Below are 22057 nucleotides of genomic sequence, written 5' to 3' on the forward strand. Positions count from 1 at the left end.
TGGTTAAGTTCAGGCATTCATAGTATAACGTAGGAGGTTTACCTAACTTGCAGAATGATATTCAGGAAGTTCTAATTAGTCAGGAAGAAATCAAGGAGAAAGTTGCTGAGCTAGGGCAACGTCTTAGTAAGGAATATGAAGGACGTAATCCACTCGTGATTTGTATTTTGAAAGGCGCTTTTATTTTTATGGCGGACTTGGTGAAGGAAATTACAGTACCGATCGAACTTGATTTTATGGCTGTGTCTAGCTACGGTAACTCAACCAAATCATCCGGAGAAGTAAAGATCATCAAGGATTTGGACACTTCAATTGAAGGACGCGACATTCTGATTGTGGAAGATATTATCGATAGTGGACTTACACTAAGCTATTTGGTAGATGTATTGCAACGTCGTAATGCAAAATCAGTCAAGATCGTTACTTTGTTTGATAAGCCATCTGGCCGAACAATTGATTTGGAAGCTGATTTAGCAGGGTTTATCCTACCTGACGCATTTGTTGTTGGTTATGGTTTGGATTATGCTGAGGGATACCGCAATCTTCCGTATGTCGGAGTACTGAAGCCAGAAGTATACACCAAGTGAATTAGGGGCTCTTTGGGCCTGTTACCCATATCACCTCATTCTACATTCTGTTTTTTGTAAAAGCGTGAAGGACTATGTTAAAATAACTTAAGGTTTTGAGAGGAGGTAGGGGATGAATCGGTTCATCCGGAATTCTGGGTTTTATTTGATACTTTTCTTAGTCGTGGTGGGCATCGTGCAATTCCTCAACGGTGGAACAGAAACAACCGTCACCCCTAGGTACGATGAATTGCGGCAACAGTTGAAAGATAACAATGTTGCTGAACTAACCGGGAAATTTGACGGTTACGCCTATCAGGTAACCGGTAAGTATAGGGAAGCCGTCGAGGAAGGCAAGACCAAGACGAAGAACTTCGCCACGTTTATTCCTTTTGACGAGAATGTCTTGAAGGAAATAACAACCTACAGCGATCAAAATGACTTCCAATTGACTTGGAAGAAGATGCAAGGCGAGAGTATTTGGCTCACCTTCCTAACATCGATCGTACCATTAGCCATTATGTTCATTCTGTTCTTCTTCCTGTTTAATCAGGCGCAGGGTGGCGGCGGCAAGGTCATGAACTTCGGTAAGAGTAAAGCTCGTCTTTATAGTGAAGAGAAGAAGAAGGTTACTTTTGAGGATGTAGCCGGAGCTGATGAGGAGAAACAAGAACTTGTTGAGGTTGTTGAGTTCTTGAAAGATCCACGGAAGTTCACTGCCGTTGGCGCACGGATTCCAAAAGGGGTGCTACTTGTTGGCCCTCCAGGTACAGGTAAAACGTTGCTAGCTCGTGCAGTTGCGGGTGAAGCTGGTGTACCATTCTTCAGTATTTCAGGTTCTGACTTCGTCGAAATGTTCGTCGGTGTCGGTGCATCCCGTGTACGGGATTTGTTCGAGAATGCGAAGAAGAACTCCCCATGTATCATCTTTATCGATGAGATCGATGCCGTAGGTCGTCAGCGCGGTGCTGGACTCGGTGGTGGACATGATGAGCGTGAACAAACACTTAACCAATTGCTCGTAGAAATGGACGGTTTCGCAGGTAACGATGGTATTATTATGATCGCTGCAACAAACCGTGCAGATATTCTTGACCCGGCATTGCTACGTCCAGGACGTTTTGACCGTCAAATTACGGTTGACCGCCCAGATGTGAAAGGCCGTGAGTCAGTACTTAAAGTACATGCGCGTAACAAGCCGTTAACCAATGACGTGAAGCTGGATGTTGTCGCTAAACGTACCACTGGTTTCACGGGCGCTGATCTAGAGAATTTGCTAAATGAGGCAGCTCTCTTGGCGGCACGTCGTAATCGTAAAGATATTTCGATGCGTGAAGTGGATGAAGCAATTGACCGCGTTATTGTCGGTACTGAGAAACGCAGTCGCGTGATCAGTGATCGTGAGAAACGGATCGTTGCTTATCATGAAGCGGGTCATACGATTGTTGGATATTTCCTAGAGCATGCTGATATGGTTCATAAAGTAACGATTATTCCACGCGGTCGCGCTGGCGGATATGTTATTATGATGCCGAAAGAAGATCGTATGCTAGCGACCAAACAAGAATTGCTCGACAGAGTGACTGGATTACTTGGTGGCCGGGTTGCCGAAGAATTGTTCATCGGTGAAATTGGTACAGGTGCATACAGTGACTTCCAACAAGCAACAAGCATTGTACGTAGCATGATTATGCAATATGGTATGAGTGATAAGCTTGGTCCGATGCAGTTTGGATCCTCTCAAGGGCAAGTATTCTTGGGTCGTGATATCGGACATGAGCAGAACTATAGTGATCAAATTGCTTATGAGATCGATCAAGAAATGCAGCATTTCATTAGCAGTTCGTATGAACGTTGTAAGCAGCTTTTGACTGAGCATTCTAAAGAGCTTCACCTTATTGCACAAACGTTGCTTGAGGTTGAGACATTAGAATTGGATCAAATCAAATCGCTTATTGAGACGGGTAAATTGCCTGATGCGGTCGCGACTAACGATGAAGGAGATGGCGGTTCAACTGTAACTGGTGAGCCTGTCATTGATAATGTTGGTGATGTTCGCGTTCGTATTCAAGGAAAAACAGAGGAGTCGGGATCGTTAGCACCACTTGGTGATATTCCTAATGATGAGCCAGCTCCAACTCCAAATGATATCATTAGCGAACCAACGGTGGATGAACCTGCGGATAGCGTTAATGATGCACCGGAGAAACCGGATCATGATGATTCTGATAAAGGTCCAGGAAATGGTGGTAACACACCAACCGTTTAATTTTATCTTTACCTGCTTCTCACATGTAAGAATGTAGAACAATTCATTAAGCCCGGGAAACAGTTTTATGTTTCTCCGGGCTTTTGTTGTATTTATTATTTTAGCAGATTGACAGCGCAACTTTGCTTGTGTAAATTAGTTGTTAAACACCGCAAAGTAATTATTTAGTATATGGAGGATTACGCTGGAAATTAGAGTGGAGCTCCGAAACAAATAAACTTTAGCGTTCGCTGCCTAGCATCGTGAAATTTTATACTTTCTTATCGATTTTAGGCGTATTCAATGAATAGCATTAATAAGATGTATGATAGAGAGAGTCTGCGGCAGTGAACCGCAAAGCATCAAGGGGGAGGCTAATAGGTGGAAGCTCAAGCACAGGAACGGAAGGCTGAGATGAACCGCGAGCTGCGGGAGAGACTGATTACGTTGAAGAAGGAACGTAACGCTATTATTCTAGCGCATTATTATCAGCGTGATGAAATTCAGGAGGTCGCCGATTTCAGAGGCGATTCGTTTTTGCTTGCCCAGAAAGCGGCTTCAACGGATGCGGAAGTCATAGTTTTCTGCGGGGTTCATTTTATGGGGGAAAGCGCCAAAATTTTGGCTCCTAATAAGACTGTACTCATTCCCGATGAACGTGCAGGTTGTCCAATGGCCGATATGGTCAATGTAGACGGTTTGCGTAAAATGAAAGCTAAACACCCTAATGCTAAAGTTGTAACGTACATTAACTCTTCAGCAGAGATCAAAGCAGAAACAGATATTTGCTGTACATCTTCCAATGCGGTTAAAGTGATTAATTCAGTCGATGCTGACGAAATTATTTGGGTACCAGACAAAAATTTGGGTCATTATGTTCAGCAGCATACAGACAAGAAGCTAATCATCTGGGAAGGGTATTGTAACACCCATGATATGTTGACCATAAAGGACGTAATAGAGATGCGTGCGCTTCACCCAGGTGCGGAGTTTGTAGTACATCCTGAATGTCGCCCAGAAGTAGTAGCAATGGGTGATTTTGTTGGAAGCACGACAGCAATCCTTGACTATTGTAAAAATTCCACAAATAAAAAGTTCATTGTTGGGACAGAAGACGGTACGGGATATCAGTTACGGTTGGACAGCCCAGATAAAGAGTTCCACTTTGCGACAAAATTCCTTGTCTGCCCTAACATGAAAGTAAATAATTTGAAGAAGCTAGTCAAATGTCTGGAGACAATGCAACCACAGATTTATGTGCCTCCTGCCATTGCCGATCAAGCTAGAACCTCCCTAGAGCGCATGCTACAAGTAAAGTAGTATGCGCTACTCTCTTGTTCAAGATAGGTGACGTAATTGATTCCACAATACTTGGTTGATTTTGATGTTAATGAACTGACAGTAATCGATACGGACGTTATTGTGATTGGATCTGGCATCGCGGGTCTATTCACAGCAATTAAAGCGAGTGAAGATCGCCGTGTCATTATGATTACTAAGAAATCGCTGCTTGAAAGTAATACGAGATATGCCCAGGGAGGAATCGCCGCCGTTATCTCTGAAGAGGATTCACCTCAGTATCATCGGCAAGATACACTGCTTGCTGGAGCGGGATTATGTTCCTCAGATTCCGTGGATATTCTAGTTAATGAAGGCCCTGGAGGTGTGCAGGAGTTAATTAAGCTCGGTACTTCCTTTGATTTGGAGAATGGAGAATTAGCGCTTACTCAAGAAGGTGCACATAGTCATCGTCGTATATTACACGCTAATGGTGATGCAACCGGCTATGAAATTGTACGTGCATTGGCGGAGCAAGTCACCACGCATTCGAACATCGAAGTATGGGATAACCATTTTGTAATTGATTTAATTACAGAGGAGAATGAATGCTTAGGGGCTTTAGTCCAGCACCCAGATGGGAAGAAGGTATTTCTTCGCGGGAGTGCGACGATTCTGTGTTCGGGTGGCGCGGGTCAGTTATATCGTTACACGACGAATCCAGAAGTGGCGACAAGCGATGGTATCGCTATGGCCTATCGCGCAGGAGCGTTGATTCGAGATATGGAATTTATCCAATTTCACCCGACCTCATTATGTTATCCTGGAGCGCCGAGATTTTTGATCTCCGAGGCTGTACGTGGCGAAGGTGCTGTTCTCCGTAATATTAAAGGTGAGCGATTTATGGAGAAATATCATGAACTATTGGAACTTGCGCCTCGGGATATCGTGGCAAGAGCTATTGTTAGCGAGATGGAAGAGACAGGGTCAAGCCTAGTCTATTTAGATATTACGCATGAAGCACCCGAAACGATCAAACATCGTTTCCCAACGATTTATGAAACTTGTATTGGATACGGACTCGATATGACTACAGACTGGATTCCCGTTGCACCCGCTGCGCATTATATGATGGGGGGCGTCAAGACGAGTCATCATGGGGAAACTAGTGTGAATCGCTTATTCGCTTGTGGAGAAGTATCGTCCACAGGGGTTCATGGAGCAAACCGCTTAGCTAGTAACTCACTGTCGGAAGCCCTTGTGTTTGGACGGAGAATTATTGATCGCATTTCCCAGTTGGATCGTTTAGAAAAAACAGGGAAAGGTATTTCCTACAAGGCTAATCGCGAAGAGAAGGCAATCACACCGATTGTTGAGCTACGTATGAAGCTCCAAAGAATTATGGTTCGTCAAGTGGGGCTACGTCGGACGGGTGAAGGACTGCTGAAAGGATTACAGGATCTAAAACGACAACTGCCGATTTTTGATACCGTACTACATACACGAGAACAGTTGGAATTTGCTAATATGCTTACTAGCGCTTTGTTACTAGCGGAAGCAGCACTTGCGCGTGAAGAGAGTCGGGGCGGACATTACCGCGAAGATTATCCAGAACGAAATGATATAGAGTGGCGCAAACATATTTTACAGCATCGCGAAAAAGGAATGTCGGAGGAAATTAGTGATGATGTTTAACGGATATAACGCAGAGTTAATTGAATCGATTACCGGTTGGCTAAAGGAAGATGTTGGATCTGGAGATGTCACAACTCGTGTGACCGTGCCCGCTGGGCATCAGTCTAAGGGAATCATCCATGCCAAGGAAGATGGAATTATCGCCGGGATGCCAGTTTCAGAATTGGTGTTTGAGGTCGTAGACCCAGCGCTTTCATTTACCGCATGTGTTCAAGATGGTCAATTTGTGACTAAGGGAACGGTGTTAGCAGAGGTAGAAGGAAGTACGCATAGTATTTTGACAGGTGAGCGATTGGCTTTAAATCTGTTGCAACGTCTATCAGGTATTGCTACACGGACAAGCCAGTATGTGAATGCGATCGGAGGTTTACCGGTTCGATTGGTCGACACAAGGAAAACCACGCCAGGACATCGTATGCTGGAGAAGTATGCTGTTCGTACGGGTGGTGGTGCCAACCATCGTTTCGGATTGTATGATGCCGTAATGATTAAGGATAATCATATCAAAGGTGCAGGCGGAATTGCTGGCGCTGTTAGTCGTGCCCGTGCTAACATCCCACATACGATGACGATTGAAGTAGAGACGGAGAGCTTAGAGCAGGTTGAAGAAGCTCTGGCTGCAGGGGCCGATATTATTATGTTGGACAATATGGCACCTGATCTGATGAAAGAAGCAGTACGCCGGATTAAAGCTAAAGCCCCTCATGTAACTGTTGAAGCTTCTGGTAATGTCTCACTACTTACTATTCGTGCAATTGCTGAGAGTGGTGTAGATGTGATCTCCGTGGGACGGTTGACATATTCCTTTGATTGCTTGGACATTAGCCTGGACATCAATGAGAAGAAGGAAGGGTGAAAAAACCAATGTTCCTTGTGATAGATGTAGGTAACTCAAATATCGTGCTTGGAATCTATAGGAACCGTGAGTTGCTTCATCATTTCCGACTTGCGACGAACCGGCAGTCAACGGTGGATGAATATGGTGTTATGATTTACAATTTATTTCAAATGTCTAAAATTAATGTAGAAGAAATCGAAGGGGTCATTATTTCTTCGGTTGTGCCTCCACTCATGCATGTACTTGAGGAACTCTGTGAAAAATATATGAAGAAAAAGCCGATGGTTGTTGGTCCTGGCATAAAGACTGGACTAAACCTACGGTATGAGAACCCGAAAGAAGTAGGAGCAGACCGTATCGTTAACGCTGTTGCTGCGATTGAAAAGTACGGTGGTCCGTTAGTCGTCGTCGATTTCGGTACCGCAACGACATTTGATTGTGTTGACGCGGAAGGTAATTATCTCGGCGGCGCAATTGTACCGGGTATCGGTATTTCTACAGAGGCACTTTATTTGCGAGCATCTAAGCTGCCGCGGATCGAACTCGAGAAGCCGAAGAAAGTGATTGGGCGGAATACCGTTACAGCGATGCAGGCAGGAATTATTTTTGGCTATGCCGGTCAGGTTGATGGGATTGTTGAACGGATCGCCGTTGAGATGAACGCTCAGCCTAAAGTGATCGCAACCGGCGGTCTTGCTGAATTGATCGCGAGCGAGACACGTTCCATCCAAGAGGTTGACCCGCGTCTGACACTTGAGGGCCTCCGCATCATCTATGAGCGGAACCAGCAATAGGAACTATTTTTGCTTTTACAACGAGGTGAACTTTTCCCAAGGGGAGAATATCTAATCATCCAAATGTTGTAATACAATGCAGCCACAATAGCGCCTACCACAGCACTATTCTTTTGTAAGAGCGCCAGAAGCAGAGCGTACCCGAAGGGTACAAGCGGCTATGGCGCTCTTTGTTGCTTGAAACGTCAAGAAGTACGAGCGATTTGACAGGTAACTCGGGAGAGCCTAAAGTAAGACATACCCGCAAGGATAAAGTGTTCTAAACAAACCCATGCGCATCTCCGAAAGGCACAGAAGCGGGAGCGCCTATGTTATTTACCCGTTACCTAAGCGGGGTTAGAGGGCGATTTGGATAAGATAAGAACACTGTGATGAGAGCAAGAGAAAACTTAAGGAGGACATTATATGAACAAACAAATAGAAAAGGACCGCCTAATCCGCGGTACTGCAATGGATGGTAAAGTACGCGCATTTGCGGTACGAACTACACAACTTGTGGAGGAACTACGTCGTCGTCATGACACCTTTCCTACAACAACAGCTGCACTAGGACGTACAGTAACAGCAGCGGCTATGATGGGCGCTATGTTGAAAGGTAACGAGAAACTTACGATCCAAGTGAAAGGTGATGGCCCGATCGGAAGTATCGTCGCGGATGCGAATGCCAAGGGAGAAGTCCGGGGTTATGTAAAGGAGCCGCATGTTCATCTTCCAAGTAACAGTAAAGGGAAATTAGATGTAGCAGGTGCTGTTGGTACGACGGGCTTCATTCATGTGACCAAGGATTTAGGTCTGAAAGAGCCTTATCGGGGAAGTGTACCTATTATCTCCGGCGAACTTGGAGAGGACTTCACATATTATTTTGCTATATCGGAGCAAACACCTTCTGCAGTTGGACTAGGAGTGCTGGTGGATGTTGATTCTTCTGTCATTGTAGCAGGTGGATTCATCATACAGCTGCTTCCAGGATTGAGTGACAGTGAGATCAATGCTATTGAACATGCTGTAGGACAAATGCCTCCGGTTACATCGCTATTGGATCAAGGCCTCGATCTTGAGGAGATGCTTAGCTGGTTACTGCCTGATATAAAGGTGTTGGAGGAGATGGATATTAAGTTCACCTGTAACTGCTCTCGGGAGCGAGTTGAGCGGACACTGATCAGTTTAGGTAAGGATGAGTTAGTTGATCTGAATGAGGCTGGAGAAGAGACCGAAGTTGTGTGTGATTTTTGTAATGAAGCATATACATTTAGCGTAGAGGAAGTACAGACGCTTATTTCGCAGACAGAGAAGTCGAACTTAGATACCCACTAATATGAATTACCCCCTCCCTTTGGACTTCAATTGTTCCTTATAGCATAGGCTGATATTGAAGGCAGGTAATTTTTTTAGGCACTTATTGACAACTCCGATCGGTGTTGTTAAGATAATGATATCAAAACCAACTTATCCACTCGGAAATAAATGAAAGTGATATATATTCGCTTTTATTTTTACAACTAGAAGAATCGTTCTTATATTAAATTACTATATTTCCCAAAGGGAGGGCTTTTAGATGGCAAAAGTCGTTAATAGTGTAACTGATCTTATTGGTGGTACTCCGTTAGTTCGTCTGAATCGAATCGTTCCAGAAGACAGCGCAGAAATCTATGTGAAGTTAGAATACCAAAACCCAGGATCCAGTGTGAAAGACCGTATTGCAATCAGCATTGTTGAAGAAGCGGAAAAGGCTGGCCAACTTAAGCCGGGCGGCACAATTGTTGAAGCAACTAGTGGTAACACAGGAATTGGACTTGCTTTGGTAGCCGCTGCAAAGGGTTATAAAGCAATTATCGTAATGCCAGAAACAATGAGTATCGAACGTCGCAACTTGCTACGTGCTTATGGTGCTGAATTAGTACTGACACCTGGTTCAGAAGGTATGAACGGAGCAGTAAAGAAATCTCAAGAGATTTTGGCTGAAAACCCAGAATATTTCTTCGCGGATCAATTCGGGAATCAAGCCAATGTTAAGATCCACCGTGAAACAACTGGACCGGAAATCGTTGAAGCTATTGAGTCTTTGGATGGCCAATTAGACGCTTTCGTGGCAGGAATCGGTACAGGTGGAACTATTTCTGGTGCTGGTGAAGTACTGAAGAAACGTTTCCCTGATGTTAAGATTTATGCTGTTGAACCAGCTGGTTCCCCTATTCTAGCGGGCGGCAAGCCGGGACCACACAAAATCCAAGGTCTAGGTGCAAACTTTATTCCGGCAATTTTGAATCGTGAAATCTATGATGAGATCATTCATATTGAGAACGATGAAGCTTTCGAACAGGCTCGTATTGTAACCAAAGAAGAAGGTATTCTATCCGGTATTTCTTCAGGAGCTGCTGTGCGTGCTGCACTGAAAGTTGCGAAGGAACTAGGTAAAGGTAAACGTGTAGTTGTTATTATTCCAAGTAATGGTGAGCGTTACCTCAGCACTCCGTTGTACAACTTCGAAGCTTAATTTCATTAAGACACATGATCCTCGCGTAAGGATCATTTATCAACCCTCATGGTTACCCTTAAATGGGTGGCATGGGGGTTTGTTTTATGAAGATAAGGAATGAATAACAAGGAGTTTCAAACTTGCTTGGCTTCTAGTATACTAGCAAGCAATAGAATGCTAAACGAGGGTTGGAGGGTCTTACCGAAGATGGAATGTATAACATCATGGGCACAGTGGAAGCAATGGGCGAAGGAAGAACAATGGACCTGTCTTCCTTATGCCGTAAAATGGAAGTCCCCCAAAGGGCTACCAGCAGATTGGATGTCTGCTTGGGAACGATCGCAGGCTTACTCCTTTGTGCTGGAGAGTGGTAAAGGGGGGCGGTATACCTTTCTCGGATTGGATCCAATCTCGGTTATTCGGGGTAAGGGCGACACTGCAGAAGTTGAATATGTGGCCTCTGGGATGAGAACACGTCTACATGGTAAGCCGTTGGAAGTGTTACATCAATGGATGGCTCCATTCAAATCACCTTATTTATCTGAGCTTCCCAAATTTAGTGGCGGAGCAGTAGGTTTTCTTGGTTATGATGTTGTAAGATCGCTGGAGCGTCTTCCTCATCTTGCGGAGGATGATCTTGGACTAGACGATTATGTCTGGATGCGAATGGAAGAATTGTGGGTTGTTGATCACGAGCAGGGAGAAATCTATGCTATCGTTCATTCCCAGCTTGATCATCTCGCCTCAGGTTTAAGAAGCGATGGAGAATTAGAAGTTGTCTACAGTGAGGCTGAAGATAGAGCAATAAGAATGGTAGCGCACTGGAATGCTATTGTTGATGACGCGAACACGGATAGCACAATGGATCGAGTAGCAAGTCGGCAGAAGGCAATAAACCAGGTTGATAGAACTACTCCTTCATTACTAGACGATACCGTTCTGGATCATTCGACTGTATCCTTATCTCAGATAGATTTCGAAGCGGCTGTAAGGAAGATTCAGGACTATATAAGAGCTGGAGATGTATTTCAGGTTAACCTGTCGCTTAGGCAGAGTATTCCTTTGCAAGCCTCGCCGGAGGAAATCTATGAATGGTTGAGACTGCTGAATCCTTCTCCTTATATGGGGTTATTACGGTTGCCTGATTTCCAGTTGGTCTCCGCTTCTCCTGAGCTTCTAGTCAAGCTGGAGCAAGATGAAGTTAGTACAAGACCGATTGCTGGGACAAGGCGGCGGGGTACTTCGCCGGAAGAAGATGCAAAGATGGCTCTAGAGCTACGTAGCAATGAGAAGGAGCAGGCTGAGCATATTATGCTCGTTGACTTACTGAGAAATGATGTGGGACGTGTCGCGCGGTACGGCTCCGTGCAAGCGAGTGAGCTACTAAGCATCGAATATTATTCGCATGTCATGCACTTGGTATCCCAAGTGGAGGGCATCATTCAGGACGGAAAGACCCCTTATGATGTCATCGCCGCCTTATTCCCCGGTGGAACCATTACCGGAGCCCCAAAGGTGAGGACGATGGAGATCATTGAAGAGTTGGAGCCGGTCACCCGAGGTCCGTATACAGGAGCTATGGGATGGATTGACTATAACGGGAATATGGAATTAAATATTATTATACGTACATTAGTAGTAAAAGATGGATTTGGTTATATACAGACTGGAGCTGGCATTGTTATTGATTCAGTTCCTTATCGTGAATACAGGGAATGCCATAATAAAGCTAGAGCCATCGTTTTGGCGGTGTTGCTTAGTCAGAATACTCCGGGTGAAGGCCAAGAACAGGGGATGAAATAATGATACTGGTTATTGATAACTACGATTCGTTTACTTACAACTTGGTACAGTACTTGGGAGAGCTTGGAGAAGAAGTCACAGTTCGCCGTAATGATGAAATCGATCTACAAGGGATCGAGGATATGCAGCCGGATCATATCTTGATTTCGCCGGGACCTTGCACACCAAATGAAGCTGGGATCACACTTGCGCTCATTGAGCGGTTCAAAGGAATTATACCTATCTTTGGCGTTTGCCTAGGCCATCAAGCGATCGGTCAGGCCTTCGGTGGAAATGTAATACGCGCTGAGCGGCTTATGCACGGGAAGACCTCGCCGATTCATCATAACGGACAATCGGTATTTACAGGACTCCCATCGCCTTTTACGGCAACTCGATATCACTCTTTAATTGTTGAACGGGATAGCCTGCCGGATTGTCTGGAGATTACTGCGGAAACCGAAGAAGGCGAAATTATGGGGTTACGTCATAAACAATATGCTATAGAGGGAGTTCAGTTTCATCCAGAGTCAATCATTACGGATCATGGACATCAAATCCTTCGTAATTTTCTGAACCCTAAGACGGAAGTCCAAGCATGAAATACATCGGGGTGAATGGGAAGCCCACCCCTACTGCTGAAGCCGTGATTTCCGTAATGGATCACGGCTTCATGTACGGAGTGGGTCTATTTGAGACATTTCGTACATACGGGGGGCGTCCCTTTTTGTTAGAGAGACATTTGGAACGTCTGAGAGAGGGATGTCATAGCTTAGGAATCCGCTATATTGGCGATCCTGATCAGGTGGCAACTGAAATACAAGACTTAATGCATGCAAATGGCCTTCAGGAGGGGTATATTCGTTTTACCGTTTCGGCGGGCGAAGGTCCACTCGGACTTCCTTCAGACGACTACGTGAAGCCTGCAGTCATAGTATACGTCAAACCACTTCCAGACCCCGGGACTCGGCTCTATACCGAGGGTAAAGAGCTATGGCGTCTCAGCACACGGAGAAATACGCCGGAAGGTGATATCCGCTTCAAATCGTTACATTATATGAACAATATTTTAGCAAAAAGGGAACTATCTCAATATAAACCGAATCCAGCTCTCCCAATCGAGGGGCTGCTGCTTACGGAACAGGAATATTTGGCTGAAGGTATAGTAAGCAATTTATTCTTTGTGCTTGGTGGCACCCTATATACACCTAACATTGGAACTGGCATTCTCCCTGGGATTACACGTGCTGTTGTATTGGAAATGGCAGAGGAGCAGGGATTGGACAAGCAGGAGGGGCAATATACGTGGGAGATGTTAATGGAAGCAGATGAGATATTCGTTACCAACTCCATACAGGAACTAGTGCCTGTGACAAAGCTTGTAGTACCTAGATTGGAATCAACTGAAGGAAGTGCTGGAAGTTCTCATAGGATTAGTGGTGGAGAGATTGGACCTATTACGGCAAGACTATTGAGCAGTTATAGAGCGAAAGTGGGAATTTGAAATGCAACCAATGTTGTACAAACGGAGTTATCGCTGTGGAGATACGGTTTTAACGCTTGGAGAGCGGACTTTGGTGATGGGCATTCTGAATGTAACGCCGGACTCATTCTCGGATGGAGGGCGCTACAATGACGTAGACCGTGCGGTTGCGCATGCACTGCAGATGGTTGCAGATGGAGCTGACCTGATTGATATAGGCGGGGAGTCAACAAGACCCGGTCATGAGCCAGTTGGAGAGCAAGAAGAGTTAGAGCGAGTAATCCCCATTGTGGAAGCCTTACATCGCGAAGCGCCTGGTATTCCAATCTCAGTAGACACATACAAGTCTGTAGTAGCTCGGGAGGCACTTAAGGCTGGCGGGCATATCATAAACGACATCTGGGGATTCAAACAGGATCCAGATATGGCGAAGGTTGCTGCCCAATATGGGTGTCCGGTTATTTTGATGCATAATCGACATGATCGGAATTACACTAACCTGATTCAAGATGTCGCTAACGATTTAATGCAAAGTGTGGATATTGCCAAAGCAGCTGGTATATTGGACGAAAATATCTTGCTTGATCCAGGGATTGGCTTCGCTAAGGATTATGCAGAGAACTTAAAGGTCATGCGAGAGCTGGATGAGTTGATGAAATTAGGATACCCGCTACTACTAGGTACATCACGCAAAAGATTTATTCGCACTGCACTGGATCTACCGGTTGAGGATACGCTTCAAGGCACGGCGGCGACAGTGGCATTCGGAATTGCCCAAGGTTGTCAAATCGTACGCGTTCACGATGTGCTCGAGATCAAGCGCACGGTGAAGATGTGCGATGCCATGTTGTATGCGTAGCTAATTAAGAGTGCGGGGCTTTTTAAAATAGGGTTTCAGCTGTAAAATACAAAGAAAATTTTAAAGTGGAAGGCGTGGCTTTTTTTATGGATAAAATGATACTTAGACGCATGGAATACTACGGTTATCATGGCGTGTTTGATGAGGAGCGCAAGCTTGGACAACGATATTACATCGATCTTACACTGGAGCTTGATCTACATGAGGCGGGGATAAATGACGATCTGAGCAAAACGGTAAATTATGCCGAAGTTCATGAGCTTGTCAAAGGAATCGTCGAGAAAAAGAGCTTTAAGTTAATTGAAGCGCTGGCTGAGGATATTGCATCCTCGGTTTTGGACACTTATACTATGGTAGGTGCACTTACGGTTGGTGTGACGAAACCACATCCACCATTTGATATTCATTTTGAAGGTGTGACGGTCGAGATGTACCGTTCGAGAAAGTGAGAAGTGTTATGAATATGCATTCGTCCTCTGATATATCAGAGGCTTATATAGCTTTAGGAGCTAACTTAGGGGATCGGGAGAAAACTTTAATGGAGGCTATTGCCTGCCTTGAGGAACACGCCGATATTACAGTGGTACGCTGCTCTAATTTATATGAGACAGATCCCGTAGGTTATCTTGATCAACCGTGTTTTGTAAATATGGTTGTAGCGGTGAGAACAGCATTACACCCGGAGTCCTTACTTTCTCTTATGCTGGAGATTGAACTTCGCCTTGGACGTGAAAGATTGATTCGCTTTGGACCACGAACGGTCGATCTGGATCTCTTATGGATTGAGGGGAGAGAAGTGGATACTACCTTGCTAACCTTACCTCATCCACGAATGTTTGAACGGGCATTTGTACTAGTACCTCTAGCGGATATTGTTCCGGAGGAAGAAGCAAGTGGTCTGTATACAAGTTTGCATGATGCTCTGGTTCAGATAGAAGGAAAGGAAGGCGTTCGGTTTTGGAAGACATGCACCTGGCACGGCGCATCCGCGCTTTCCGGAAATTAAAAGGGTATACGCAGCAGGAGCTTGCAGACAAATCAGGTGTCTCACTTGCCATCCTGGGAGCTATGGAGCGGGGCAACCGCCATCCAGAAGATCGAATTTTAAATAAAATTGCAGATATTCTGAACGTAAGTTTGTCAGAGTTGAAGTTACCCAAATAGATGTAGGTTATGCTTGAAGTGATTCAAAGGAGCAGAACACACAAAACTAAGTGGATGCTTACGAAGTAAGTTTTGTTCAAAGTCATCCAAAGAAGCAAATGCTCACAAAACTAAGTGGATGCTTACGATGCAAGTTTTGTTCGAAGTAATTCAAGAAGTATATACTCACAAAACTTTTAGGAGAACCCATCATGCTAAAAATCGGCGATATAGAAATGAAAAATCAAGTCGTGCTCGCCCCAATGGCGGGTGTGTGCAATCCGGCTTTCCGGCTTATTGCCAAAGAATTTGGTACCGGGCTCGTCTGTGCAGAGATGGTTAGCGATAAAGCCATCATTCACGGCAACAAACGTACAAAGGAAATGTTATTTGTCGATGAACGGGAGAAGCCACTAAGTCTACAGATTTTTGGCGGGGATCGTGCGTCCCTTGTTGAAGCTGCTAAAGTAGTCGATCAACAGACAAATGCAGACATAATAGATATTAATATGGGTTGCCCAGTGCCTAAAGTGACAAAATGCGATGCAGGTGCTCGTTGGCTCCTGGAACCAAATAAAATATTTGAAATGGTATCGGCCGTAGTTGATGCCGTTAGTAAGCCAGTTACAGTAAAAATGAGAATCGGCTGGGATTCTGAACATATCTTCGTCGTTGATAATGCGAAAGCGGTTGAGCAAGCTGGTGGGAAAGCTATCAGTGTGCATGGTCGGACGCGTGAACAATTGTATACAGGAAAAGCAGACTGGGATTATATTCGCCAGGCTAAACAGGCTGTGTCCATCCCTGTCATTGGTAATGGCGATATCACTACGCCAGAAGATGCTAAACGAATGCTGGATGAAACTGGCTGCGATGGCGTCATGATCGGTAGAGGAGCGCTAGGGAATCCATGGATGCTGTATCGTACAGTGGAGTATTTGAGGACGGGCCAGTTACATCCGGAACCTGGGATTGAGGAAAAGATTCGTATAGCTATTTTGCATATGGATCGGTTATCCGCACTTAAAGGTGAGTATGTTGCCGTTCGTGAAATGCGTAAGCATTTGGCTTGGTATCTGAAGGGCTTGAAAGCTGCAGCTCGCGTCAAAGATGTGATTATGGAAGAGACCAAGCGCGACGAGATGGTGCGAATTCTTGAAGATTTTGTCGCCGAGACGCTTGCTGCTAAATCTGAAGATGCAGAATCCGCGTAACCACGGGGTACGGATGATTTTGATGAATATAATGAATTTAATGAGATAAGTCCCGGTTCATGAAACGTTTACATTTGAAGAATCGGGTGTCATTGACATTTCGCAATGCTTCACCTATAATTTCACAGTATAAATTCGCCACAGGAGATAACTTCCACAGCATGGAGAGGTCTCTCGCTCCATAAGAATGCATATGATATTCTCAAATGATGCGTGAATTTTCACGACCGTTGCCATAGCGGCAACTCGGTAACCTTATGGGGACGAAAGTCTAAGCGGTCGGCTATTATTGTAACTGTTTTGACTAGAAGGCGATCGATGTTCGTGCGCATAGTGCGAAAATTATTTCCATGACAGGAGAATGGGTTGAATGAGCGATAAACAAGTCATCCTTACACAAGATGGGTTGAAGAGACTGGAAGAAGAACTAGAGAATTTGAAATCAGTTAAACGCCGCGAAGTTGCGGAGCGTATTAAGGTAGCTATCGGCTATGGAGATATTAGTGAAAACTCAGAGTATGAAGATGCTAAGAATGAGCAGGCTTTTATTGAAGGACGGGTTATTACTCTTGAGAAGATGCTACGCAATGCACGAATTATTAACAACGATGAGATTGTTACAGATACGGTGAGCATCGGTTCTACTGTAACGGTGAAAGATATGGAGTACGGTGATACAATGGAATATGCTATTGTAGGCAGTGCTGAATCTGATCCACTACAGAATAAAATATCCAACGAAAGTCCAGTAGGAAAAGCAATCCTAGGTAAGAAAAAAGGCGCTGTAGTTGATGTAGCAGTGCCGGCTGGAACGATTCAATATAAAATTGTTGATATCAAGAAATAATGCGGAATTACCGAGTGAAAGAAGCTTCCCCGGTGGAAGCTTCTTTCACTGTATTTTAGAATATAAGCAAAGTATGTTACTTATATTTTAGTTCATAAGGTTGGCGTTGTTGAAAGAGACAAGCTAAGCCCAAACCAAATACAAGTCTGCAAGGAGTGAAGCGAAGATGAGTGAAGATCATAATCAACAGGATCAGGAAGTCGAAGTTAGTGAATTGTTACAGATTCGCCGTGATAAATTGGACGAGTTACGGGGGCTAGGTATAGATCCCTTCGGAGGTAAGTACGTAAGAACACATAACGCAGGAGATATAATGCAGCAATATGATCAACTCTCTAAGGAAGAATTAGAAGAGAAGAAGGTCGAGGTTTCGATTGCTGGACGCTTGATGGCCAAACGTGGTATGGGAAAAGCAAGCTTTGCCCACATCCAAGATCTATCGGGTAAAATTCAAATCTACGTTCGACAAGATAGTGTGCCTGAGGTTAAATACTCGGCATTTAGTCTACTTGATCTTGGGGATCTTGTTGGTGTTACAGGTGAGGTGTTTAAGACCAAGACCGGAGAAACATCGATCAAAGTTAAAGATCTAGAGATTCTATCTAAATCGCTCTACCCACTTCCAGACAAGTATCATGGTTTGAAAGACGTTGAACTAAGATATCGTCAGCGTTACATCGATCTGATCGTCAACCCTGAAGTACAACAAACATTTATTAAACGTTCGCGGATTATTCAATCCATGCGTCATTACTTGGATTCCCAAGGTTATTTGGAAGTAGAAACTCCAACTCTTCATAGTATTGCTGGGGGTGCAGCTGCCCGTCCATTTATTACGCATCACAATGCATTGGACATGCAGTTATACATGCGGATAGCTATTGAGCTTCACTTGAAACGCCTGATCGTGGGCGGCCTAGAGAAAGTGTATGAAATCGGCCGAGTTTACCGGAACGAGGGTATGTCTACACGTCATAATCCGGAATTCACCATGATTGAATTATATGAAGCATATGCCGACTATAAGGATATTATGGCGTTGACTGAAAATATGATCGCCCATATTGCTCAAGAAGTATTGGGTACGACAGTGATTCGTTATCAAGATTATGAAGTAGATCTAACTCCACAGTGGCGTCGTGTATCTATGGTAGATGTGGTCAAAGAAGTCACTGGTGTTGATTTTGGAGTGCACATGACCAATGAGGAAGCACATGCTTTGGCGAAAGAACATAAAGTTCCAGTGGACGCGCATATGACGTTTGGTCATATTTTGAATGCATTCTTCGAACATTTTGTTGAGGAAACCTTGATTCAACCAACATTCGTATATGGGCATCCGCTAGAGATATCTCCGCTAGCTAAGAAGAATCAAGAGGATCCTCGGTTCACTGATCGGTTCGAATTGTTTATCGTTGGACGCGAACACGCCAATGCGTTTACCGAATTAAATGATCCTATAGATCAGCGCCAACGTTTTGAGGCACAAATCTTAGAACGTGAACATGGTAATGATGAAGCGCATGAGATGGATGATGACTTCATCCGGGCATTGGAATATGGTATGCCTCCAACAGGTGGATTAGGTATCGGTGTAGATAGACTCGTTATGCTATTGACCGACTCAGCCTCGATTCGCGATGTACTACTCTTCCCTCATATGCGTCCTATCGCAGCAGAGTAAGATATATTGTTATATATAGAAACAAGTACGGCATTCTGCCGTGCTTGTTTTTTTGAATATACAGTACAATCACGGGGGGATGAAGCAACTCAACTCATAAAGTGCAGATGTGCGGTAGAGAGCCATCCTATAGAAGGAATCAGTAATAAGATAGTCTGAATAAATGTATTTAAAAAAACTTTAAATTAATGCTTGCATGAGCCCAGAAAAGATGGTATATTATTAGTCCGGTCGTTGAGTACAACGGTTTGCAGCTAACAACTGAGAAACACCAGCAAAAATAAAGCTTGCAAAACTTCGCCGGATGTTATAAGATATAGGAGTTGCTGCTGAGACATTGAGCGACAACGACAACGAAGTTGATCTTTGAAAACTGAACAACGAGTGAGTGAATTTCACGAAAGTGAAAATCAAAAAAAATGATGTAATCCAAACGGATGCAAATCCGGTTGAGATAATATCGTCAGTTTCAAAATGAGCAATATCAGCTTTTCCAACTTAATGGAGAGTTTGATCCTGGCTCAGGACGAACGCTGGCGGCGTGCCTAATACATGCAAGTCGAGCGGAGTTGATGAAGTGCTTGCACTTCTGATACTTAGCGGCGGACGGGTGAGTAACACGTAGGTAACCTGCCCGTAAGACTGGGATAACTACCGGAAACGGTAGCTAATACCGGATAATTTGTTTTCTCGCATGAGAGAACAATGAAAGGCGGAGCAATCTGCCACTTACGGATGGGCCTGCGGCGCATTAGCTAGTTGGTGAGGTAACGGCTCACCAAGGCGACGATGCGTAGCCGACCTGAGAGGGTGAACGGCCACACTGGGACTGAGACACGGCCCAGACTCCTACGGGAGGCAGCAGTAGGGAATCTTCCGCAATGGACGAAAGTCTGACGGAGCAACGCCGCGTGAGTGATGAAGGTTTTCGGATCGTAAAGCTCTGTTGCCAGGGAAGAACGCTTGGGAGAGTAACTGCTCTCAAGGTGACGGTACCTGAGAAGAAAGCCCCGGCTAACTACGTGCCAGCAGCCGCGGTAATACGTAGGGGGCAAGCGTTGTCCGGAATTATTGGGCGTAAAGCGCGCGCAGGCGGTCATTTAAGTCTGGTGTTTAATCCTGGGGCTCAACCCCGGGTCGCACTGGAAACTGGGTGGCTTGAGTACAGAAGAGGAGAGTGGAATTCCACGTGTAGCGGTGAAATGCGTAGATATGTGGAGGAACACCAGTGGCGAAGGCGACTCTCTGGGCTGTAACTGACGCTGAGGCGCGAAAGCGTGGGGAGCAAACAGGATTAGATACCCTGGTAGTCCACGCCGTAAACGATGAATGCTAGGTGTTAGGGGTTTCGATACCCTTGGTGCCGAAGTTAACACATTAAGCATTCCGCCTGGGGAGTACGGTCGCAAGACTGAAACTCAAAGGAATTGACGGGGACCCGCACAAGCAGTGGAGTATGTGGTTTAATTCGAAGCAACGCGAAGAACCTTACCAGGTCTTGACATCCCGATGCAAACTCTAGAGATAGAGTCCTTCTTCGGAACATTGGAGACAGGTGGTGCATGGTTGTCGTCAGCTCGTGTCGTGAGATGTTGGGTTAAGTCCCGCAACGAGCGCAACCCTTGATCTTAGTTGCCAGCAGGTTAAGCTGGGCACTCTAAGGTGACTGCCGGTGACAAACCGGAGGAAGGTGGGGATGACGTCAAATCATCATGCCCCTTATGACCTGGGCTACACACGTACTACAATGGCTGGTACAACGGGAAGCGAAACCGCGAGGTGGAGCGAATCCTAAAAAGCCAGTCTCAGTTCGGATTGCAGGCTGCAACTCGCCTGCATGAAGTCGGAATTGCTAGTAATCGCGGATCAGCATGCCGCGGTGAATACGTTCCCGGGTCTTGTACACACCGCCCGTCACACCACGAGAGTTTACAACACCCGAAGTCGGTGAGGTAACCGCAAGGAGCCAGCCGCCGAAGGTGGGGTAGATGATTGGGGTGAAGTCGTAACAAGGTAGCCGTATCGGAAGGTGCGGCTGGATCACCTCCTTTCTATGGAGAATCGTTTCCTGCAACGGAAACATTCAAAATATCAAAGCAAGATAAGGCTTTCGGGGCAGAGACCTCGTAAACATTTCCTCACTCGTTGGTCAGTTTTGAGAGTTCAACTCTCAAAATGAACCGTTATCGTAAGATGACGATTCACTTGATCCTTGAAAACTGGATAACGAAACGAAATTGTGTAGTAAGTAATATCCTTTAGCTGAACTTACTTCGGTAAGTTTAATAAATGGTAGTGTACACCGAGAGGTTAAGCTACTAAGAGCACACGGAGGATGCCTAGGCACTAGGAGCCGAAGAAGGACGTGGCGAACAACGAAACTGCCTCGGGGAGCTGTAAGCAAGCTTTGATCCGGGGGTGTCCGAATGGGGAAACCCAGCTACTGTAATAGGTAGTTACTCACACCTGAATACATAGGGTGTGTAGAGGCAGACCAGGGGAACTGAAACATCTAAGTACCCTGAGGAAGAGAAAACAATAGTGATTCCGTCAGTAGCGGCGAGCGAACGCGGATTAGCCCAAACCAAGGAGCTTGCTCCTTGGGGTTGTGGGACGTCTCACATGGAGTTACAAAGGATTAGAGTAGGCGAAGAGGTCTGGAAAGGCCCGCTAGAAGAGGTAAAAGCCCTGTAGCCAAAATTTTAATCCCTCCGAGACGGATCCCGAGTAGTGCGGGGCACGTGAAACCCCGTATGAATCCGGCAGGACCATCTGCCAAGGCTAAATACTCCCTAGTGACCGATAGTGAAGCAGTACCGTGAGGGAAAGGTGAAAAGCACCCCGGAAGGGGAGTGAAATAGATCCTGAAACCGTGTGCTTACAAAAAGTCAGAGCCCTCTATATGGGTGATGGCGTGCCTTTTGTAGAATGAACCGGCGAGTTACGTTCCCGTGCAAGGTTAAGGTGAGAAGCCGGAGCCGCAGCGAAAGCGAGTCTGAATAGGGCGAATTATAGTACGTGGACGTAGACCCGAAACTGAGTGATCTACCCCTGTCCAGGGTGAAGGTGCGGTAACACGCACTGGAGGCCCGAACCCACGCATGTTGAAAAATGCGGGGATGAGGTGGGGGTAGCGGAGAAATTCCAATC

At 45.3% G+C, this 22057-nt stretch carries 18 protein-coding genes and 2 rRNA genes (1 of these 20 cut by a window edge); all 20 read left to right on the forward strand.

Annotated features, from left to right (window positions below; translation table 11 throughout):
- Positions 1–47: 47 nt before the first annotated feature.
- A complete protein-coding gene (gene hpt, locus NST85_RS00320) occupies positions 48–587 on the forward strand; it encodes a hypoxanthine phosphoribosyltransferase (RefSeq protein WP_127194214.1) in 540 nt (179 codons plus the stop codon).
- A 112-nt stretch (positions 588–699) separates the two neighbouring features.
- Positions 700–2835, forward strand: a complete 2136-nt coding sequence (gene ftsH, locus NST85_RS00325) for an ATP-dependent zinc metalloprotease FtsH (RefSeq protein ID WP_127194213.1) — start codon at positions 700–702, stop codon at positions 2833–2835.
- Positions 2836–3195: 360 nt separating this feature from the next.
- Positions 3196–4134: a quinolinate synthase NadA gene (gene nadA, locus NST85_RS00330; protein WP_127194212.1), complete on the forward strand. Its 939-nt coding sequence runs from the start codon at positions 3196–3198 to the stop codon at positions 4132–4134.
- Between the two features lie 36 nt (positions 4135–4170).
- Positions 4171–5787, forward strand: coding sequence for an L-aspartate oxidase (nadB, locus tag NST85_RS00335; protein ID WP_127194211.1), 1617 nt, complete (start codon positions 4171–4173; stop codon positions 5785–5787).
- Positions 5777–6643: a carboxylating nicotinate-nucleotide diphosphorylase gene (nadC, locus tag NST85_RS00340; RefSeq protein WP_127194210.1), complete on the forward strand. Its 867-nt coding sequence runs from the start codon at positions 5777–5779 to the stop codon at positions 6641–6643. Before nadB ends, nadC begins: the two co-directional genes overlap by 11 nt.
- Before the next feature lie 8 nt (positions 6644–6651).
- On the forward strand, positions 6652–7419 hold the full coding sequence (locus NST85_RS00345) for a type III pantothenate kinase (protein ID WP_127194258.1): 768 nt from the start codon (positions 6652–6654) through the stop codon (positions 7417–7419).
- A 405-nt stretch (positions 7420–7824) separates the two neighbouring features.
- Positions 7825–8733, forward strand: coding sequence for an Hsp33 family molecular chaperone HslO (gene hslO, locus NST85_RS00350; RefSeq protein ID WP_127194209.1), 909 nt, complete (start codon positions 7825–7827; stop codon positions 8731–8733).
- 241 nt (positions 8734–8974) lie between these two features.
- On the forward strand, positions 8975–9913 hold the full coding sequence (gene cysK, locus NST85_RS00355) for a cysteine synthase A (protein WP_341188235.1): 939 nt from the start codon (positions 8975–8977) through the stop codon (positions 9911–9913).
- Positions 9914–10102: 189 nt separating this feature from the next.
- Positions 10103–11698: an anthranilate synthase component I family protein gene (locus NST85_RS00360; protein WP_341188236.1), complete on the forward strand. Its 1596-nt coding sequence runs from the start codon at positions 10103–10105 to the stop codon at positions 11696–11698.
- Positions 11698–12279, forward strand: a complete 582-nt coding sequence (gene pabA, locus NST85_RS00365; protein WP_341188237.1) for an aminodeoxychorismate/anthranilate synthase component II — start codon at positions 11698–11700, stop codon at positions 12277–12279. Before NST85_RS00360 ends, pabA begins: the two co-directional genes overlap by 1 nt.
- Positions 12276–13181: an aminodeoxychorismate lyase gene (gene pabC, locus NST85_RS00370; RefSeq protein WP_341188238.1), complete on the forward strand. Its 906-nt coding sequence runs from the start codon at positions 12276–12278 to the stop codon at positions 13179–13181. The genes pabA and pabC overlap by 4 nt, the downstream gene beginning before the upstream one ends.
- A gap of 1 nt (position 13182) precedes the next feature.
- Positions 13183–14019: a dihydropteroate synthase gene (folP, locus tag NST85_RS00375; RefSeq protein WP_341188239.1), complete on the forward strand. Its 837-nt coding sequence runs from the start codon at positions 13183–13185 to the stop codon at positions 14017–14019.
- Positions 14020–14105: 86 nt separating this feature from the next.
- Positions 14106–14468, forward strand: a complete 363-nt coding sequence (gene folB, locus NST85_RS00380) for a dihydroneopterin aldolase (RefSeq protein WP_127194203.1) — start codon at positions 14106–14108, stop codon at positions 14466–14468.
- An 8-nt stretch (positions 14469–14476) separates the two neighbouring features.
- Positions 14477–15025 carry a 2-amino-4-hydroxy-6-hydroxymethyldihydropteridine diphosphokinase gene (gene folK, locus NST85_RS00385; RefSeq protein WP_341188240.1) on the forward strand — a complete coding sequence of 183 codons (549 nt, stop codon included), beginning with the start codon at positions 14477–14479 and terminating at the stop codon, positions 15023–15025.
- Positions 14977–15183 carry a helix-turn-helix domain-containing protein gene (locus tag NST85_RS00390; protein WP_211350247.1) on the forward strand — a complete coding sequence of 69 codons (207 nt, stop codon included), beginning with the start codon at positions 14977–14979 and terminating at the stop codon, positions 15181–15183. Before folK ends, NST85_RS00390 begins: the two co-directional genes overlap by 49 nt.
- Before the next feature lie 191 nt (positions 15184–15374).
- Positions 15375–16376: a tRNA dihydrouridine synthase DusB gene (dusB, locus tag NST85_RS00395; protein ID WP_127194201.1), complete on the forward strand. Its 1002-nt coding sequence runs from the start codon at positions 15375–15377 to the stop codon at positions 16374–16376.
- Between the two features lie 370 nt (positions 16377–16746).
- Positions 16747–17223: a transcription elongation factor GreA gene (greA, locus tag NST85_RS00400; protein WP_127194200.1), complete on the forward strand. Its 477-nt coding sequence runs from the start codon at positions 16747–16749 to the stop codon at positions 17221–17223.
- A 166-nt stretch (positions 17224–17389) separates the two neighbouring features.
- Positions 17390–18907: a lysine--tRNA ligase gene (lysS, locus tag NST85_RS00405; RefSeq protein ID WP_341188241.1), complete on the forward strand. Its 1518-nt coding sequence runs from the start codon at positions 17390–17392 to the stop codon at positions 18905–18907.
- Positions 18908–19405: 498 nt separating this feature from the next.
- Positions 19406–20958 (forward strand): 16S ribosomal RNA (locus tag NST85_RS00410).
- A 257-nt stretch (positions 20959–21215) separates the two neighbouring features.
- Positions 21216–22057, forward strand: a 23S ribosomal RNA gene (locus NST85_RS00415) (it continues 2090 nt past the right edge of the window).
- Together the 16S and 23S rRNA genes form the textbook arrangement of a ribosomal RNA operon.

This window comes from Paenibacillus sp. FSL K6-2524, from assembly GCF_038005525.1.
In the GTDB taxonomy this organism is placed as follows: Bacteria; Bacillota; Bacilli; order Paenibacillales; family Paenibacillaceae; genus Fontibacillus; species Fontibacillus anaericanus.